General features: G+C 66.0%; 16 protein-coding genes. 11 read left to right on the top strand and 5 right to left on the bottom strand.

Annotated features, from left to right (window positions below; translation table 11 throughout):
* Positions 1 to 19: 19 nt before the first annotated feature.
* Positions 20 to 1,102 carry a tRNA epoxyqueuosine(34) reductase QueG gene (gene queG, locus BCV67_RS02470; RefSeq protein WP_062166328.1) on the bottom strand — a complete coding sequence of 361 codons (1,083 nt, stop codon included), beginning with the start codon at positions 1,100 to 1,102 and terminating at the stop codon, positions 20 to 22.
* Positions 1,103 to 1,125: 23 nt separating this feature from the next.
* Here queG and BCV67_RS02465 point away from each other — a divergent pair, with 23 nt between their 5' ends.
* The 6 genes from BCV67_RS02465 (at position 1,126) to BCV67_RS02440 (ending at position 8,878) form a co-directional block, all read left to right on the top strand.
* Positions 1,126 to 2,598: a bifunctional ADP-dependent NAD(P)H-hydrate dehydratase/NAD(P)H-hydrate epimerase gene (locus BCV67_RS02465; RefSeq protein WP_062166327.1), complete on the top strand. Its 1,473-nt coding sequence runs from the start codon at positions 1,126 to 1,128 to the stop codon at positions 2,596 to 2,598.
* 7 nt (positions 2,599 to 2,605) lie between these two features.
* Positions 2,606 to 3,085 (top strand): tRNA (adenosine(37)-N6)-threonylcarbamoyltransferase complex ATPase subunit type 1 TsaE, encoded by a 480-nt coding sequence (tsaE, locus tag BCV67_RS02460; RefSeq protein WP_062166326.1) that lies wholly within the window; start codon positions 2,606 to 2,608, stop codon positions 3,083 to 3,085.
* 80 nt (positions 3,086 to 3,165) lie between these two features.
* Positions 3,166 to 4,794 carry an N-acetylmuramoyl-L-alanine amidase gene (locus BCV67_RS02455; RefSeq protein ID WP_062166325.1) on the top strand — a complete coding sequence of 543 codons (1,629 nt, stop codon included), beginning with the start codon at positions 3,166 to 3,168 and terminating at the stop codon, positions 4,792 to 4,794.
* Between the two features lie 348 nt (positions 4,795 to 5,142).
* Positions 5,143 to 7,008: a DNA mismatch repair endonuclease MutL gene (mutL, locus tag BCV67_RS02450; RefSeq protein ID WP_062166324.1), complete on the top strand. Its 1,866-nt coding sequence runs from the start codon at positions 5,143 to 5,145 to the stop codon at positions 7,006 to 7,008.
* Positions 7,008 to 7,949: a DUF1684 domain-containing protein gene (locus tag BCV67_RS02445; RefSeq protein WP_082746468.1), complete on the top strand. Its 942-nt coding sequence runs from the start codon at positions 7,008 to 7,010 to the stop codon at positions 7,947 to 7,949. The genes mutL and BCV67_RS02445 overlap by 1 nt, the downstream gene beginning before the upstream one ends.
* Entirely contained in the window at positions 7,946 to 8,878 is a 933-nt protein-coding gene (locus BCV67_RS02440; RefSeq protein ID WP_062166323.1) for a TraB/GumN family protein, read from the top strand. Before BCV67_RS02445 ends, BCV67_RS02440 begins: the two co-directional genes overlap by 4 nt.
* A gap of 150 nt (positions 8,879 to 9,028) precedes the next feature.
* Here the strand turns inward: BCV67_RS02440 and phaR are convergent, their stop codons facing one another.
* The 3 genes from phaR to gluQRS all read right to left on the bottom strand — a co-directional run bounded on the left by phaR (position 9,029) and on the right by gluQRS (position 11,383).
* Positions 9,029 to 9,553 (bottom strand): polyhydroxyalkanoate synthesis repressor PhaR, encoded by a 525-nt coding sequence (phaR, locus tag BCV67_RS02435; protein ID WP_082746467.1) that lies wholly within the window; start codon positions 9,551 to 9,553, stop codon positions 9,029 to 9,031.
* 146 nt (positions 9,554 to 9,699) lie between these two features.
* Positions 9,700 to 10,440, bottom strand: a complete 741-nt coding sequence (locus BCV67_RS02430) for a beta-ketoacyl-ACP reductase (protein WP_062166322.1) — start codon at positions 10,438 to 10,440, stop codon at positions 9,700 to 9,702.
* 55 nt (positions 10,441 to 10,495) lie between these two features.
* Complete coding sequence (gene gluQRS, locus BCV67_RS02425; protein WP_062166321.1) at positions 10,496 to 11,383, bottom strand: tRNA glutamyl-Q(34) synthetase GluQRS; 888 nt, start codon at positions 11,381 to 11,383, stop codon at positions 10,496 to 10,498.
* 92 nt (positions 11,384 to 11,475) lie between these two features.
* On the opposite strand from gluQRS, the gene htpX reads away from it, so the two are divergent.
* The gene (gene htpX, locus BCV67_RS02420; RefSeq protein ID WP_062171346.1) at positions 11,476 to 12,342 is read left to right on the top strand and encodes a protease HtpX; all 867 of its coding nucleotides are present in this window, start codon (positions 11,476 to 11,478) and stop codon (positions 12,340 to 12,342) included.
* A 228-nt stretch (positions 12,343 to 12,570) separates the two neighbouring features.
* Positions 12,571 to 13,383, top strand: a complete 813-nt coding sequence (locus tag BCV67_RS02415) for a hypothetical protein (protein ID WP_062166320.1) — start codon at positions 12,571 to 12,573, stop codon at positions 13,381 to 13,383.
* Positions 13,384 to 13,582: 199 nt separating this feature from the next.
* On the opposite strand, the gene BCV67_RS02410 is transcribed toward BCV67_RS02415, so the two are convergent.
* Positions 13,583 to 14,410: an inositol monophosphatase family protein gene (locus BCV67_RS02410; protein ID WP_062166319.1), complete on the bottom strand. Its 828-nt coding sequence runs from the start codon at positions 14,408 to 14,410 to the stop codon at positions 13,583 to 13,585.
* 119 nt (positions 14,411 to 14,529) lie between these two features.
* Here BCV67_RS02410 and BCV67_RS02405 point away from each other — a divergent pair, with 119 nt between their 5' ends.
* The 3 genes from BCV67_RS02405 to BCV67_RS02395 all read left to right on the top strand — a co-directional run bounded on the left by BCV67_RS02405 (position 14,530) and on the right by BCV67_RS02395 (position 18,423).
* Positions 14,530 to 15,300, top strand: a complete 771-nt coding sequence (locus BCV67_RS02405) for an RNA methyltransferase (RefSeq protein ID WP_062166318.1) — start codon at positions 14,530 to 14,532, stop codon at positions 15,298 to 15,300.
* Positions 15,301 to 15,361: 61 nt separating this feature from the next.
* Entirely contained in the window at positions 15,362 to 16,279 is a 918-nt protein-coding gene (locus BCV67_RS02400; protein ID WP_082746466.1) for a phosphate/phosphite/phosphonate ABC transporter substrate-binding protein, read from the top strand.
* The gene (locus tag BCV67_RS02395) at positions 16,276 to 18,423 is read left to right on the top strand and encodes a putative bifunctional diguanylate cyclase/phosphodiesterase (RefSeq protein ID WP_062166317.1); all 2,148 of its coding nucleotides are present in this window, start codon (positions 16,276 to 16,278) and stop codon (positions 18,421 to 18,423) included. Before BCV67_RS02400 ends, BCV67_RS02395 begins: the two co-directional genes overlap by 4 nt.
* Positions 18,424 to 18,426 lie beyond the last annotated feature (3 nt).

The following is an 18,426-nucleotide window of genomic DNA, read 5'->3' as shown; positions in this document are numbered from 1 at the left end:
GTCGGTGCGGTAGCTGCATCTATTGCTCCGGCGCGTCACCGGCATGCCGCTGCAGCGCCCATTGCACATGCTCACGGACCACGTCGGAAGGATGCGACTGGCGTGTCTGCAGTGCCTGCTGCACGGCAGGCGAGGGCGCGGCATTGCCCAGCGCCACGGCGATATTGCGCAACCAGCGCTCGTGGCCGCTGCGGCGGATCGGGCTGCCTTCGGTGCGGCGCAGGAACTCGTCCTCTTCCCAGGCAAACAGTTCGGGCAGGGTCGCGGTATCCAGGTTGTTGCGGGCGCGGAAATCCGGCTCGTCGGTGCGCTGGGCGAACTTGTTCCAGGGGCAGACCAGCTGACAGTCGTCGCAGCCGTAGATGCGGTTGCCCATCAGCGGGCGCATTTCCAGCGGGATGGCGCCTTCGTGTTCGATGGTCAGGTAGGAAATGCAGCGGCGTGCATCCAGCCGGTGCGGGGCGATGATGGCTGCAGTGGGGCAGACATCGATGCAGCGCGTGCAGCTACCGCAGTGTGCGGTGGCGGGTACATCCACCGGCAATGGCAGGTCGACATAGATCTCGCCAAGAAAGAACCACGAGCCGCCGTTGCGATCGATCAGGCAGGTGTGTTTGCCGATCCAGCCCAGCCCGGCATTGCGCGCCAATGCACGCTCCAGCACCGGTGCCGAATCGACGAACACGCGGTAACCAAAGGGGCCGATCTCGCTGCCGATACGCTCGGCCAGCTTCTGCAACCGGTTGCGCATCAGCTTGTGGTAGTCGCGGCCCAGCGCATAACGCGCCACATAGGCGCGCTCGCTGTCATTCAAGGTGGCCCAGGCTTCGGCATCGTCCTTGTGGCCGTAATCCAGGCCCACCGAAATCACCCGCAGCGTGCCTGGCAGCAATTCCTGCGGGCGCGCGCGCAGGCTGCCATGGCGGGCCATCCATTCCATCGTCCCGTACAGGCCCTTGCCCAGCCAGTCGGCCAGGTGCGCTTCATCCTCGCCCAGCTCGATGCCGCTGACACCACAGCGCTGGAAGCCTGCCTCGCGGGCGAGCTGGCGGATGCGCAGCGACAACTGGGCAGGATTTGCGGCGGTAACGGCTTCAGACATGGTGCAAGTATAGAATTGCCGGCATGTCAGAGCCCGTCGAACTGTTCGATATCGCCGCTGCCCGCCAGATTGATGGGCAGGCGACCGCCGCCCTGGGTGGCGATGCGTATGTGCTGATGCAGCGCGCCGGCCACGCCGCGTGGCAGACCGCGCTGCAGTATTGGCCACAGGCGCGACGCATCGTGGTGGTCTGTGGGCCGGGCAACAACGGCGGCGACGGCTACGTGCTGGCCCGTCATGCCCGCCAGTCCGGGCGCGAGGTCAGCGTGCTGCACCTGGCCGATGCTTCGCCGCGCACGCCCTTGGCGCAGCGCGCCTGCACCGATTACCTGGCCGTGGGCGGCCACGTCGAGCTCACGCCCGATTGCCTGCAGCAGGCCGATCTGATCGTCGATGCGCTGTATGGCATCGGCTTCAGTCATGCGCCACAGGCCGACGACGCGGCGCTGATCGAGGCGATCAACGCGGCCGCAGCGCCGGTATTTGCGCTGGATGTGCCCAGCGGCGTCGATGCCCTCAGCGGCAACGTGCCCGGCGTGGCGGTGCGTGCGCAGCGCGTATTGCAGTTCATCGTCGCCCACCAGGGTCTGCATACCGGGCCTGCGTTGGAGCATGCCGCACAGCGGCTGTTGGCCGATCTGCAGCTGCCACCGGCTGCATTCGACGGGGCGAAGGCCAGCGCGCTGCGCTGGGCCAGGCCGCAATTGACGGCGCTGCTGCCGCCGCGTCGGCTCAATACCCACAAGGGCGAATCCGGCCACGTGCTGTGTGTGGGTGGCAACCATGGCAGCGGCGGCGCGGTAATGCTCAGTGCCGAGGCCGCGCTGCGCAGTGGCGCTGGCCTGTGCAGCGTGGCGACCCGCGCGCTGCACGTGGCACCGCTGTTGGCGCGTTGCCCCGAGGCGATGGTGCACGCGGTGGATAGTTCCGACGATTTCGCTCCGCTGCTGGCGCGTGCCGGCGTCATCGCGCTGGGGCCGGGGCTGGGCCAGGACGACTGGGCGCAGGCGCTGTGGTCGGCGGCGCTGGCCAGTGGCAAGCCACTGCTGCTTGATGCCGATGGCCTGAATCTGCTCGCGGCTGCTCCAAGGCCGCTGCCGCAGGCCATTCTCACCCCGCATCCGGGCGAGGCCGCGCGCCTGCTCGATACCGATACCGCCAGTATCCAGCGCGATCGTTTTGCGGCCGCCCATGCCTTGGCGGCGCGCTATGCGGCGGTTGTCGTGCTCAAGGGCGCGGGCAGCGTGATCGCCGCGCCAGGACAGCTGCCGCGTGTGCTTGCCGCCGGCAACCCGGGTATGGCGGTCGGCGGCATGGGCGACCTGCTGACAGGCGTCATCGCGGCGCTGCGCGCGCAGGGCCTGTCGCCCTTCGATGCCGCCAGTACCGGTGCGCTGCTGCACGGTCTGGCCGGTGATGCCGCAGCGGCCGAAGGTGAGCGCGGGCTGTTGCCGCGCGATCTATTGCCGCACCTGCGCGGCCTTGCCAATCCATAATGTGCCCATGATCGAATTGTCATTGCCCCAAGCCGAGAGCACCGACCTGCTGGGTCAGGCCTTGGCCCAGACCCGGCCCGCGCAGGCGGTGGTTCACCTGCAAGGGGATCTTGGTGCCGGGAAATCCACCCTGGCCCGCGCCCTGTTGCGCGCGCTGGGCGTGCAGGGACCCATCCGCAGCCCTACCTACACCTTGATCGAACGCTATCCGTTGGACAGCGGTGAAGCCTGGCACCTTGATCTGTACCGGATCGGCAATGCCGGAGAGCTGGATTTCCTCGGTCTGGACGACGCAAGCGCCGACCTGTGGCTGATCGAATGGCCGGAACGTGGCGCCGGCGGCCTCCCGCCCACGGACCTGGTGGTGGCGCTGGAAATCGACGGTCATGGCCGCCGCGCGCAGCTGCAGGCGCAGACTCCGGTTGGCGAAGTCTGGCTGCAGCGGCTGCGCAAAACGCCCCACTTGCAGGGGCTTCCTGCCCTGTGACTACAGGAAGTTACGGCAGGTTGCGGATTATTAAGGGAAAACATGTTGCAATTACCGAATTCCGGTGATTGAATCCGCCCATGACTACGGGAAACCGCCTGTTCGCATTGTCTGTCGCCGTCGCCGGCCTGTGCCTGGCCAGCGCTTCCGCGTGGGCCGGTGAGATCCGCGGGGTCGGCCTGAGCGCCGGTGCCACCGGCACCCGCGCCGAGATCCAGTTGGCCGGTGGTGGCAGCTACAAGACCATCAGCCTGGCCGGTCCCAATCGCCTGGTGATCGATTTCCCCGATTCCACCTCCGTGCGCGGCCTGAAATTGCCTTCGCCGGTTGGCGTGGTGACCGCAGTGCGCACCGGTAATCCGGTCGCTGGCACATTCCGGGTGGTATTCGACCTTGCCGAGTCCGTGGCTGCGTTCAAGCCGCAGATGCAGGGGCAGGGCGCCGAGTCCAAGCTTCTGATCGAGTGGCCGGGTGAAACCGCGCCGCGTGCCGGCACCCCAGCGCCGGCAGCTGTTGCTGCTGCTCCGGTAGCAAGCGCCACTGCCGTGGCTACGCCAGCGTCGAACCCTGTGCCGGCCACCCCGGTAGTGAATCCTGAGCAGGCCCGCGCCGAGGCAGCCCGCGCTACCGCAGCGCTGACCGCAGCAGTGCGCCAGCAGGCCACCACGCCGCCGCCGGCACCCGTCCAGGCGGCGCCCAGCCCCGTGCCGGCCGTTGCCACGAGCGTGGTTGCCAGTGCTCCTGCCGTGGCCAGCCCGTCAACGGCCTCGCCGGCTGCCATCCTCAATGGGCAGGGCGCGCCGATCCGCACCACCATTGCCACCGGCGTGCCGACCCCGATCACGCCGAATCCTGCTACCGCCGCTCCGGTTGCCGCAGCGCCGACGCCGGCGCCGCGTCCGGTGATGCCAAGTGACGCGTCACGAATTCGCATGGCACCGGGCATGCGCAATCTGGTGGTTGCCATCGATCCGGGCCACGGTGGCCAGGATCCGGGTGCCGTCGGGCCTACCGGCAAGCGCGAGAAGGACGTAACCCTGGCCGTTGCGCGTGAATTGGCCCGTCAGGTCAATGCCACGCCTGGCCTGCGCGCCTACCTGACCCGCGACACCGACGTATTCATCCCGCTGCCGATGCGCGCTCAGCGTGCGCGTGCCGCCAAGGCTGACATCTTCATCTCGATCCATGCCGATGCCGCCGAAAATCGTTCGGCCACGGGCTCCTCGGTCTATGTACTGTCGACCAAGGGCGCCTCTTCGCAGCGTGCGCGCTGGCTGGCGGACAAGGAAAACTCGGCCGATCTGATCGGCGGTGTCAGCCTGACCCGCACCGAGGGCACCTTGGCCAATGTGCTGCTGGACTTGGCCCAGAGCGGCTACATGAAGGCCTCCGAAGACGCGGCCGGGCATGTGCTGGGCGGGCTCAAGCGCATCGGCAACAATCACAAGCCGAACCTGGAGCGCGCCAACTTCGCGGTGCTGCGTACCTCGGACATGCCGGCGATGCTGGTCGAAACCGCGTTCATCTCCAACCCGGATGAAGAGCGTCGCCTGATTGATCCGGCCTATCAGCGCCGTATCGCCGGTGCCGTGCTCGATGGCGTGCATACCTTCTTCAGCCGTCAGCCGCCGCCGGGCACCTTGTTTGCCGCCCGCGCCCAGGCCGAGATGGATGCTGCTGCAGGCACCGTTGCAGGTGGTAGCAAGTAAGGCAGGGCCAGCTTGAAGCCCGCTCCTGACGCGGCTTCAAGCTATGAGACATATGAAAACCGATGCCAGCGTACTGGCATCGGTTTTTTATTTTGTGGGAGCGGCGTCAGCCGCGAAGCTGACGCACCAACAGATCGCTAGGGCACCAAGGCCTGCAGCAATGTCAGCTTCGCGGCTGACGCCGCTCCCACAAGGAATCGTTGGGGTGCGGCACGATTGATCGGCACCGATATCGGTGTTGACGCCGCGCTCGGCTATCATCGTGCGCATGCATGATGTCAGCCTGATCCCCCTCAAAACCTCGTTCATCTACCTCGGCAAGGCCCTGCAGTTGCCTGGCGGTGCGGTATGAATGCGATCCGCCCCCTGCCGGAAATCCTGATCAACCAGATCGCCGCCGGCGAAGTGGTTGAACGGCCCGCTTCGGTGGTCAAGGAACTGGTCGAGAACGCCCTCGACGCCGGCGCCACGCGCGTGGATATCGATCTGGAAGAAGGCGGTGTCCGCCTGATCCGCATCCGCGACAACGGCGGCGGTATCGCCGCCGAGCAGTTGCCGCTGGCGGTATCGCGGCATGCCACCAGCAAGATCGCCAGCCTGGATGACCTGGAGTCGGTGGCTACGCTCGGGTTCCGTGGTGAGGCGCTGCCATCGATTGCCTCGGTCAGCCGCTTCACCCTGGCCTCGCGCCGTGCCGATGACGAGCACGGCTCAGCGCTGCAGATCGAAGGCGGCAAACTCGGCGAAGTGGCACCGCGTGCGCATGCGCCCGGCACCACGGTGGAAGTGCGCGAGTTGTTCTACAACGTGCCGGCACGGCGCAAGTTCCTGCGCGCCGAGCGCACCGAGCTGGGCCATATCGAGGAATGGCTGCGCTCGCTGGCGCTGGCACGACCGGATGTCGAGCTGCGGGTTTCGCACAACGGCAAGCCATCGCGGCGCTACAAGCCTGGCGATCTGTATTCGGATGCGCGCCTTGGCGAAACCCTGGGCGAGGACTTCGCGCGCCAGGCCTTGCGCGTGGACCACAGCGCGGCCGGCCTCCGCCTGCACGGCTGGATCGCACAGCCTCAGTATTCGCGCGCCAGTGCCGACCAGCAGTATCTCTACGTCAACGGCCGCTCGGTGCGTGATCGCAGTGTCAGCCATGCGGTCAAGATGGCTTACGGCGATGTGCTGTACCACGGCCGCCAGCCGGCGTATGTGCTGTTCCTGGAGCTGGATCCGACCCGGGTCGACGTCAACGTGCATCCGGCCAAGCACGAGGTGCGTTTCCGTGATTCGCGGCTGATCCACGATTTTGTCTACCGCACGCTCAAGGACGCCCTGGCCGAAACCCGCGCCGGCATGGAACCGTCTGCGGGTCAGGCGCATCCGGCCGATCCGCAGGCGCTGCCGGCAGCAGGCTATGCCGCTGCCGGTTATGGCTTGTCGCGCCCGGGCGGCAGTGTTGGCGGCGGCGGTGGCAACGGCAACTGGCAGGCGCGGCAATCGCCGCTCGGTCTGCAGGTTGCCGACGCGCCCTCGGCCTATGCGGCGTTGTACTCGTCGGTTGCGGGCGGTGACGATGCAGCGATGCGTCAGGCCGACAACGGCCCGTCGCTGCCGCCGACCTCCAATGACGCCGGCGTACCGCCACTGGGCTATGCCATTGCACAGCTGCATGGCATCTACATCCTGGCCGAGAATGCCGAAGGCCTGATCGTGGTGGACATGCATGCCGCCCACGAGCGCATCGGCTACGAACGCCTGAAGAACGCGCATGACGGCATCGGCCTGCACGCGCAGCCGCTGCTGGTGCCGATGACCCTGGCGGTGGGCGAGCGCGATGCTGATACCGCGGAGCGCGAGGCCGCAACCCTGGCAGCGCTGGGGTTCGAGGTAACCCGTTCTGGCCCCGGTTCGCTGCATGTGCGCAGCATTCCGGCCCTGCTTGCCAATGCCGAGCCGGAAGGCCTGCTGCGGGATGTGCTCGGCGACCTGCGTGAACACGGGCAGAGCCGACGCATCGCCACTGCGCGCGACGAGCTGCTGTCGACCATGGCCTGCCACGGCGCGGTGCGTGCCAATCGGCGGTTGACCATTCCTGAGATGAACGGCCTGCTGCGCGACATGGAAATCACCGAGCGCTCCGGGCAATGCAACCATGGCCGCCCCACCTGGGCGCGCTTTTCCTTGGCTGAAATTGATCGCTGGTTCCTGCGGGGGCGTTGATGAAATACCTATTGGCGGGCGCGGCATTGATCGCCGCGATGCTGCTGGCCGGCTGTGGCGACGACGTCAGCAAGGCGCCGCCTGCGGTGCAGACCGATCCGGGCTTCGCGCACGACAATGAGTTGTGGCGCGAGCAACGCCTCACCGAGCTGCTGGCGCCCGATGGCTGGACCAGCCTGGTCGGGCTGCATTGGCTGGACTTGAAGGCGCATTACATCGGCAGTGGCAGCACCAGCGGCATCCGCCTGGCGGCAGGGCCGGCGCGCATGGGGCTGGTCACGCGCGAGGGCAAGAACTGGTTCTTTGCGCCGGAACCCGGGGTGTCGGTGAAGGTCGATGGCCAGCCGGTGAGTGGGCGCATTCCCTTTTACAGCGACCACGCCGAGACGCCGACGGTCATTCATTTCGACGATGACAAGGGCAGCGTGAGCCTGATCGAACGTGGGCAGCGTTTCGGGCTGCGGGTGAAACATGCCGATGCACCGGCGCGGGCCGGCTTCACCCACCTGGAGTACTGGCCGGCGGATCCGAGCTGGCGCATCACCGCGCGCTTCGTGCCGCATGACGTCAATAAAACCATCCCGATCGTCGACATCACTGGAACGACCAACGCGCTGGCCAATGCCGGTGCCATCGAGTTCGAGCGCGATGGCCGCAGCTGGCGGCTGGAAGCGCTGGGAGAGGCCGGGCGTCCGCTGCAGGTGATCTTCGCCGACCGTACCAGTGGCCGTGGCAGCTACGCCGCCGGCCGCTATATCGATGTGGACGTGCCCAATGGCAGGAGCGAAGTGGTGATCGATTTCAATCGCGCCTACAACCCGCCTTGTGCATTCACCCCATTTGCCACCTGTCCGTTGCCGCCACCGGAGAACCGCCTGGACATGGCGGTGGAGGCCGGCGAAAAAGCCTATGCCAAGCCCAAGCAGGAGCCGGCCGCATGAGCTGGATCAGACGTCTGGGACTGTTGTTGGCCACCGGCCTGTTGATCGCAACGCCGCTGCTGGCGGCCGCTGCCGCGCCAAAGGCGGGCAAGCAGCCGCCGGTGCCGTTGTTGTGGAAAGTCAGCGGTGCGCAGGGCAGCGAGCTGTACCTGCTGGGTTCGTTCCACCTGCTCAAGGCCGACGATTACCCGCTGTCCAGCGACGTGGACCGCGCGTTTTCCGGTGCGCAGCGGCTGCTGTTCGAACTGTCGCCGGAAGAGATGAATTCGCCGCAGCTGGCCACGCAGATGATGCAGGCCGCGTTGCGCCGCGACGGCCGCCAGCTCAAGGACGATCTTGATCCGGCAACCTGGCGGCAGCTTGAAGCCTGGGGCGCGGCCAACAACACGCCGGTTGATCGGCTGGCCGGGCTCAAGCCGTGGTTCGTCGGACTGACCGTCAGCATCGCGCAGATGACCCGGCAGGGCCTGGATCCGAACTCAGGCCTGGACCGGCACCTGATGGAACGCGCGGCGCAGGCCAACAAGCCCGCCGCCGGCCTTGAAAGTGCCGCCTCGCAGATCAGCATGCTCGACGGCATGAGCAACGAGGAGCAGCGCCAACTGCTGCGCGAGGCGCTGGAGCAGGTAGAGAAGGGCGATGAGCAGAGCCGCCAGCTGCACGATGCCTGGCGCCGTGGCGACGATGTGATGTTGTGGCGGGACATGGCCGCGCAGATGAAGCGCGAGTATCCCGGGCTGTATCAGCGCATCAACGTGGAGCGCAATGATGCCTGGTTGCCCAGCCTGAAACAGTGGCTGCAGCCGGGTCGGGGCAACACCCTGGTGGTGGTGGGCGCGCTGCATCTGCTGGGCAGCGACGGGGTGGTGGAAAAGCTGCGCGCGCAGGGTTACAAGGTCGAGCGGATCTGCAGCGCCTGCAAGCGTTGAGCCGGCACAGTTTTGTGGGAGCGGCGTAAGCCGCGAAGCTCCTGCGGCATCAGGTCTCAGTGGCTTCGCGGCTTACGCCGCTCCTACAAAAGACGCATCACCCACAAAGCAAAAGGCCGACGCTTGCGTCGGCCTTTCTGTAGGCAACCCTCAGCGGCCGCTGCGGGTCTTGCCAGCCGGGCTGGCCGGCGGCGGATCTGCGGGCTTGCCCGACGCTGCCGGCGGGCGGGTGCCGCCGAAACCAGCGCCCATGTTGCGCTGGAATTCCTGCCACAACTCCAGGTTGCGCTCGGTGAGCTGGTTCATCATTGCCCACGGGGTCTGCCCAAGCAGGTTGCCCATCTGCTGGCGGAACTGCTGCTGCTGGTCCAGGAACACCTGCATGCTGCGCTCCAGGTAATTGCCCATGAAGCCCTGCAACGAATCACCGTAGAAACGGATCAGCTGGCTCAACAGCTGGGTCGACAACATCGGTTCGCCGTCCTGCTCCTTGTCCGCGATGATCTGCAGCAGCACCGAACGGGTCAGGTCGTCGCCGCTCTTGGCGTCACGGACCTCGAAATCCTCGCCGTCGAGTATCAACTGGCGGACGTCTTCGATGGTGATGTAGCTGGAAATCTCGGTGTCGTAGAGCCGGCGATTCGGATACTTCTTGATGATGCGGGTCGCAGCCATTAAGCAGTCACTCGTCACGGTAGGTGCGCAGCATGGCGCAGTGCAGCAGGGCTTGCAACCGCCATTAGTACAGGTTGCAAGTATCGGGGAACACTCGATTTGTTGCGCAGCATGGGCCGCCATGGCGTGCAACATGATGTGGCCTGTCACCAGCCCATGTGGTGGCCGCCGTTGATGTCCAGGTTGGAGCCGGTGATCCAGCTGGCTTCCTCGGCCACCAGGAAGGCCACCGCGTAGGCGATTTCCTCCGGCTTGCCGAGCCGCCCGGTCGGAATGTCGGCAATGATCTTTGCCCGCACTTCCTCGGGTACGGCCATCACCATGTCGGTGGCCACATAGCCAGGCGAGATGGTGTTGACGGTGATGCCGAAACCGGCGTTTTCGCGTGCCAGCGAAATGGTGAAGCCGTGCATGCCGGCCTTGGCGGCGGCGTAATTGGCCTGGCCGTACTGGCCCTTGAGGCCGTTGATCGAGCTGATCTGGATGACCCGGCCCCAGCCGCGCTTGCGCATGCCTTCGATCACCGGACGGGTCACGTTGAACACCGAGTTGAGGTTGGTGTTGATCACCTCATGCCACTGCTCCGGGCTCATCCGGTGGAAGGTGGTGTCGCGGGTGATGCCGGCATTGTTGACCAGGATCTCCACCGGCCCCAGTTCGGCTTCGGTGGCCTGGATCAGGGCGCGACCGCTGTCCGGGTTGGAGACGTCGCCCTCGAACAACGCGATGTCATAGCCCTTGTCGTGCATGGCCTGCTGCCACTGCTTGGCCTTTTCGGCGTTGCGGTAGTTGGTGGCGACCCGGTGCCCTTGGTCGGCGAGGCGTTGGCAGATGGCGGTACCAATGCCGCCGGTACCACCGGTGACCAGTGCGACGCGCGATGTCATGGGCTCAACTCCAGGGCAGATGGCAGGGGAGCCGATGATTCTAATGAAACTGCGCTCAGCCCGGGGGCTGCAATGGCGCCTGCAACGCGCTTTTCTGCAGCCGGGCCGGCACGAAGCTGGCAGCCGCATGCTGCAGCGTCTCGGCAATGCTGCTAGCGGCCTGCAGTGGCGCGGGATCCTGGCCCAGCGCGGCCCATAGCCAGCGCAGTACCGGCACCGGCTGTGCGGCATCAACGGGTAAGGCGGCCTGTGACTTGGAAAGTTTCTGGCCGCTGCTGTCCAGCAGCAGCGGCAGGTGCAGGTACTGCGGGGTGGCAAGGCCCAGGGCCCTTTGCAGCAGGATCTGTCGCGCGGTCGAGTCGATCAGGTCGGCGCCGCGCACCACGTGGGTGATGCCTTGTTCGGCATCGTCCACCACCACGGCCAGCTGATAGGCCCAGTAACCGTCGGCGCGCAGCAGCACCACGTCGCCGACCTCGCGGTCCACGTCCTGCTGCTGCCTGCCCTGCAGGGCGTCGTCGAAGCTGACATGGCTGCCGTCGGCCACGCGCAGGCGGATCGCCGGCTGCGGGCGTTGTTGGCTGGCGATGCAGTAGCGGTGGATGCCGTGCTGGCTGGCCAGATCGGCACGGCTGCAGTGGCAGGCAAAGGCCTTGTCCTGCGCCAACAGCTGGTCGATTGCGGCCTGGTACAACGCGCTGCGCCGGCTCTGGTACTGCACCGGGGCATCGGAAACCAGGCCGAACGCCGATAGCGTGGCCAGCTGCGACTCGACCGCGCCGGCTACCTCGCGGGGCGGATCGACATCTTCCACCCGCACCAGCCACTCGCCGCCGGCATGGCGGGCCAACAGCCAGCTGCCGAAGGCGGCCAGCATGGAGCCCAGATGCAGGGGGCCGGTCGGGGAGGGCGCAAAACGGCCGCGGTAATGAATGGCTGGCATTGAAACTGAATCGTCGGTCAGATTGACGCTTGAATTCAAGCTGTCTGCGCCGCAAATTGCCTGTATCTCCAATCCTTATGGATCTGTTCCCCATGTTTACCCGTATCGGGCTGTTTCTTCTGACCAACGTTGCCGTGCTTATGCTGGCCAGCGTCGTCATGTCCTTTCTGGGCGTGAACTCCTCGCAGATGAGCGGCTTGCTGGTCATGGCGGCCATTTTCGGCTTCGGTGGCTCGATCATCTCGCTGTTGCTGTCCAAGTTCATGGCCAAGCGCGGCACCGGCGCGGTCGTCATCACCGAGCCGCGCAACCAGACCGAGCGCTGGCTGCTGGACACCGTGGCCCGCCAGGCCAAGGCTGCCGGCATCGGCATGCCGGAAGTCGCGGTATATGACGCGCCGGAAATCAACGCCTTCGCCACCGGCGCCAACCGCAACAATGCGCTGGTGGCGGTCTCCACCGGCCTGCTGCACAACATGAGCGAGGACGAGGCCGAAGCCGTGCTGGGCCACGAAATCGCCCACGTCGCCAATGGCGACATGATCACCATGGCGCTGTTGCAGGGCGTGCTGAACACCTTCGTGATCGTGCTGGCACGCGTGGTCGGTGGCGTCATCGACAGCGCCCTGTCGGGCAACCGCGAAGGCGGCGGCCGTGGCTTTGCCTATTACATCATCGTGTTCGTGCTGGAGATGGTGTTTGGCCTGTTCGCCACCATGATCGCGATGTGGTTCTCGCGCCATCGTGAGTTCCGCGCCGACCACGGCGGTGCCTCGCTGGCCGGCCGGCAGAAGATGATTGCCGCGCTGGAGCGCCTGAAGCTCAACCACGGGCAGAGCACCTTGCCGACCCAGATCGCCGCGTTCGGTATTGCCGGTTCTACCGCGAAGAAGCTGTTCCTGAGCCATCCGCCGCTGGACGAGCGCATTGCCGCGCTGCGTTCGTCGACGGTTGCCTGAAGCCAGCTTGGCAAAGACTGGGCGCGAGTGCAGCGCTCGGCGGTTGATTGAAAAGACAACGCCCCGCAAGGGGCGTTGTCTTTTTGTGCTGGCGCGTCTGTGCGGTGTGCAAGCTGGTATGCAGGCCGCAGATTGATGCATTGCTGTCTGTAGGAACAAGACGCCGGCCTTCTTCCGGTGCCGGTTCGTGGCTACCCTCTGGCCATTGCCAACGAACGGGAGTGCAGGGTGCAGGACGCGCGTTATTGGGCAGTCGAATTCTGGAACGGACTGAGCCTGCTGGATCTGGTGGGCGGTGCACTCTTGGGGACGATCCTCGGCTTGGCGCTGGGTATTGCGGTCTGGATCGTACTGGCGCGGCGCGGCGGGCTGGCCCGGCGTCGGCGCTGGCATCACTGGCTGATTGCCAGCTACGTGTTGGTGGTGCCGCTGCTGTTTGCCTTCATTGGCCTGCAGGTGGGTCTGGTGGCCGGTGGCCAGCGTGCGCTGCACAAGCAGATCGATCACTTCCAGCCGCATCTGCAGGGCGCGATGGAGCATTGGCTGGTCGACTTCCAGCAGACGCTGGATACCCCCGAACTGCAGGCGATGCTGCGTGACGATGTGTCCGCACACGAGGCCGCGCGCGCGGCGGTGGGAACCTATCTGAGCGGCCACCGCCTGGCTGATGCGGGTGTGCTCAGCGGCGAGGGCCTGGCCCAGCGCTGGGCACGCAAAGCGATCGAGCACCTGCGCAGCAAGGTGATGCTGCAATGGGTGGAAGACAGTCTGGTCGAACAGGTTGGCAGCCGCAGCGGCCTGGATGAAACCGTATTCCGCGAGGCGCTGGGCATGCGCATGAGCGAATTGCTGCATACCCGGGGCGTGATCCGGCTGCTGAAGGCACAGATAGGGTCGATGATGCCGGGCATCTATCTTGGCTTGCTATTGCCGCTGCTGATCGTGATGGCGCTGGTGTTGCTGGAAATCTGGTTGGCCGCCCGCTATGGCTGGGGCCGGCAGCCGCGGCCTGGTGCGGTGGTCGTGCCGGCGCTGGGCTGATTGGCCTGCGTTTTGTGGGGGCGGCGTCAGCCGCGAAGCAAGGAATCCATCAGACGACCCGGGCAGCCGGAGTTTCAGCGGCACCAGCTTCGCGGCTGACGCCGCTCCCACAAAACCCACAAAAAGTTGTGCCCACAAAAAATCCGATGCCAGTCTTGGCATCGGATTTTTGTGTGACTCGCAGCTTATGGCGGCTGGATCAGAACTTCGGGTCGAACTCGGCGGCGTAGCCGGTGTTGACGATGACCTTCTGCAGGGCTTCGCACACCTTGATGTTGCCAGCCACGACCTGCTGGGTTTCCGGGCCGCGCGAATCCATGCGGTCCAGCGGCGCGCCGCGGTAGTTGCAGACCTTGCCGCCGGCTTCGCGTACCAGCAGCACGCCGGCAGCGATGTCCCATGCCTTCACGCCGGCTTCGAAGTAGGCGTCGGCGCGGCCACAGGCCACGTAGGCCAGGTCCAGCGCGGCGGAGCCGGTACGGCGCACGTCTTCAGCCTGCACCAGCAGGGTGTCAACGGTCTTGAGCTGGGTGCTGGCACGGCTGCGTTCGCGCGGAGCGAAGCCGGTGTGGATCATCGTGCCTTCCAGATCCTTGCGGTCGGCCACGCGCAGGCGGCGGTCGTTGAGCACGGCGCCATTGCCCTTGGAGGCAGTGAACAGCTCGTTGCGCAGCGGATCGAAGATCACCGCGTCGGTCGGCTCGCCGTTTTCAACCAGGGCGATGGAGACGCAGTAATGCGGAAAACCGCGCAGGTAGTTGCTGGTGCCGTCGAGCGGGTCGATCACCCACATCATCCGGTTGACGCCCTGGAGGCCGCCTTCTTCGGCATAGATGCCGTATTCCGGGTAGGCGCGCTTGAGTTCCTTGACAATCACCTTTTCCGCATCAGCATCAACTTCGCTGGCGTAATCCATCCGACCCTTCTGTACCACGTTGAGGGCTTCAAGCTTGTTGATGTTGCGGAGGAGTACGTTGCCGGCGAGGCGGGCGGCCTTGACCATGACGGTTACGGCGGGTTTCTGCATGGCGAAAGGCTCCCGTGAAGGCAGAGATCGGATTGGCGGGGGAAAAGAGCGGGTCCGGCGCATTGGCCGGCCGCGCAGTTTACCATCTACAGCTGTCTCGCTCCTGATTTTTTAACGCCATGTCTGTTTCTGCTCATATTCGATTCGTTCTTGTTGGCACTCAGCACCCCGGCAACATCGGCGCGGCGGCCCGTGCGATGAAGACCATGGGGCTGGCGCGGCTGGTGCTGGTGGCGCCGGAAAAGCCCCTGGATGAGGATGCCTTCCGGCGCTCGGCCGGCGCCGAAGATGTGCTTGGCGATGCACCGGTGGTGGCCAGCCTTGCCGAAGCGGTGGCCGATTGCCGGCTGGTGCTGGGCTGCACCGCGCGCTCGCGCCGCGTGCAGTTGGAAGAGCTGCTGCCCGAGCTTGCCGGCCAACGCGCGGTGGCCAAGGCGGCCGAGCCGGCCGAGGTTGCCTTCGTGTTCGGTCGCGAACGCACCGGCTTGAGCAACGAGGAACTGCAGTTGTGCCACGCCGCCGTGCATATTCCGTCCGATCCCGGGTTCAGCTCGCTGAATCTTGCCGCCGCGGTGCAGGTGCTCGCCTATGAAGTGCGGATGGCGGCGCTGGAAGCGCAGGCCGGTGCTGCCGTGGTGGCAGCCCCGGCCGAGCTGGGGCATGGCGAGGCCCCGGCCAGCCACGCGCAGCTGGAAGGGCTGTTCGGCCAGTTCGGCGACACCCTGGAGCAGATCGACTTCCACAAGGGCCGCGCACCGGAGTCGGCGATGCGCAAATTGCGCCGCCTGTTCATGAAGGCGGACCTGTCCGAACAGGAGGTGCGACTGATGCGTGGCATCCTGTCCGACGCCCAGCGGATGGCAAGACTGGCCACGGAGCAAAAAAACTGAGAGATTCATCACGCTTCGATTGGTTCCGGTAATCTGTGGGGATGGATTAGGGGGTGTCGTTTTGGGTGTCTTGCGATGGCTTTGGGGAGCCGTACTGACACTGGTTGCGCTGCAGCCTGTGGCAGTCGGGGCGGTGGATCGCTCGGTTTTGGTATTGGGGCGGATCAGTGATGATCCGAAAGCGCACTACGAGCAGCTCAAGCCACTACTGGACTATGTAGTGCCGCGCATGCGCGGGGTCGGGATCGTCCAAGGGCGCATCCTGATGGCCAAGGACGCGCAGCAGATGGGCAGCTATCTGCGGCGCGGCCGGGTTGACTGGGTCACCGAGACTGCCGGGACGGCGATGGCGCTGGGCCAACGGGCGGGCGCCAAGCCGCTGCTGTTGACCGAGCGCAACGGCGTGGGCAGCTATCACAGCGTGTTCTTCGTCCGCCGCGACAGCCCGGTTACCACGCTGGAAGGGCTGCGCGGGCGCAGCCTGGCCATGCAGAGCGCGCTGTCCACCAGCGCGTACCTGGTGCCGGCAATGGAGTTGCTGGACCACGGCCTGCAGCCGGAAATCCTGCTGGACCCGCGTGACACGCCTGCCCAGGATTCGGTGGGCTACGTGTTCGCGCGCTCGGAATTGAACATCTCCACCTATGTGCACAAGCGCGTGGTCGATGGCGGGGTGATCAGCAGCATCGACTGGAGCGATGACCACGCCCTGCCGCCGGCGTTCCGCCAGGACATGCGCGTGCTGTACCGCAGTGAGCCCATTCCGCGTGCGGTGGAAATGGTGCGCGCCGATCTGGACCCGGCAGTGCGCGACCGCCTGCAGCAGGTGCTGTTGCAGGCCAGCAGCGACCCGCTGGCCGGGCCGGCGCTGGCCAGGTTTTTCGGCACGACCGGTTTCCACGCGGTGGACCCGGGCAACCTGCGTGCGCTCGAGCGGCTACGCCGTGGCCTGCTGCGCATCCGCATGGAGGTTGAATGAGCAGGCCCCGGTTTGGATTGCAGGCGCGCTTTCTGCTGGCCAGCGGCGCGGCGTTACTGGTGGTGCTGCTGATCGTCAGCCTGATGCTGGTGCGCCAGGCCGCGGCCCAGCGCGAGGCATTGCGCAACAGCGGCGAAGTGCTCAGCCAGGTGTTTGACCAGGGGGTGCGCGAGCGTGGCACGGCGCTGGCCAATGCCTTGGCCGATACCCTGGTCAACCCTTTGTACTATTCGGACCTGTCAGCGATTGGCAGCCTGGTGCGCAATACCACCCGGCAGAAATCGGTGAGCTATGTGCTGGTGTACGACCCGGATGGGCGCCTGATCCACGACGGCTCGTTTGATGTGGCTGGTTACGGGCAGCCGATGTATGACCCGCTGGCCAGTGCTGCGGTGGCGGCCACCCGGCCGCTGGTGCAGGAGTCGCCCTCGATACTGGAAGTGGACATGCCACTGTCCATCGGCGAGCAGCGCCTGGGCGGTCTGCGCGTGGGCATGAGCCTGGCGCCGGTGCGGGCACAGGCCGCCGAATCGATGGCGGCGCTGGAGCAGCGCATGCAGCAGGCGCAGCGGCGCGAGCTGGGCTGGGCGATCGGGTTGATGCTGCTGCTGGTTGCGTTCGCCTGCGTGACGGGGCTGTACGTGCAGTACACGCTGGTGCGGCCGATCCGCTGGCTGGGTGCGGCGGCACGGCGCATCGAGCGCGGCGACTACCTGATTGAAGCGCAATCCACCCGGCGCGGCGATGAGGTCGGCGAGCTGCTGCGTACCTTCGACCGGATGAGCCAGAGCATCGCCCGGCATGACCGCGATGTACGCCAGATGGCCTATACCGACGCCCTGACCGGTCTGACCAACCGGCTCGCCTTCCGTGAGGCGCTGGACCACCGCCTGCTGGGCGCGCATGCCGCCGGGCGCGGTTTGGCGCTGCTGTTCATCGACATCGACGAGTTCAAACGGGTCAATGACACCTTGGGGCATGAGGCCGGCGACGATGCGCTGCTGCAGTTCGCCCAGCACATTGCTGCTGCGGTCGAGGAAATCGGCGGCGATGACGCCTTGCTGGCCCGCTTTGGTGGCGACGAGTTCGTCATCCTGATTGGCCAGGGCGCACGCAGCGCGGCCGAGATCGCCAAGCAGCTGGCGGATCGGCTGGTGATCGATCTGGCCAAGCCGCTGCAGGTGCAGCAGCGCGAGATCTTCCTCGGCAGCTCGATCGGCATCACCCTGTTCCCGGAGGACGCGACTGACGCCACCGCCTTGCTGAAGAACGGCGATATCGCCATGTACCAGGCCAAGCTGGCCGGCAAGAATTGTTTCCGCTACTACAGCCGGGCGATGGACCATGCGGTGGAGCGGCGCCTGCACCTGGAACAGGAGCTGCGCGGGGCCTGGGAACGCAACGAGCTGCGGCTCGTCTACCAGCCCATCTTCCGTACCCGTGACCGCATGCTGTGCGGCGCCGAGGTGCTGCTGCGCTGGGATCACCCGGTGCTGGGTGCCATTCCGCCAAGCCTGTTTATCGATGTGGCCGAGCAGAGTGGCCTGATCCAGGTGCTGGGCCCCAAGGTGCTGCGTGCGGCTTGCGAGCAGGCCAAGCGCTGGCCGCGCAATGCTATCGGCGAAGAGTTGTTCATCTCGGTCAACGTTTCGCCCAAGCAGCTGCGCAACGGCAACCTGCTGCAGGAGGTGGAGACCAGCCTGCTGGGCTCCGGCCTTGCCGCGTCGCGGCTGCACCTGGAGCTGACCGAGACGGCGGTGATCGGTGATGAAATGCTGGCCGTGTCATTGCTGGAGAAGCTGCACCGCGCCGGCGTGCGGGTGTGGCTGGACGACTTCGGCACCGGGTTCTCCGGGCTCAGCCATCTGCGCCAGGTGCCGGTGGATGGGGTCAAGATCGACCGCAGTTTTGTCGCCGACATGGAGCGCGATGCCGACGACCTGGCCCTGACCACGGCGATCATCGCCATGGCCCATGCGCTGGGGATCACCGTGGTGGCCGAGGGCGTGGAGCAGGAAGCGCAGTTCGAGCTGCTCAGCCAGCGCGGCTGCGATCTTGTGCAGGGCTACTGGCTTGGCCGTCCGCTGGATGCGCCGGGCCTGGTGGGTCTGCTGGAGCAGAGCACGATGGCAGCCCTGCGCTGAGCG

It is taken from the genome of Stenotrophomonas nitritireducens (assembly GCF_001700965.1).
Lineage (GTDB): Bacteria > Pseudomonadota > Gammaproteobacteria > Xanthomonadales > Xanthomonadaceae > Stenotrophomonas > Stenotrophomonas nitritireducens_A.
This window is presented reverse-complemented; position numbering and strand designations above follow the sequence as displayed.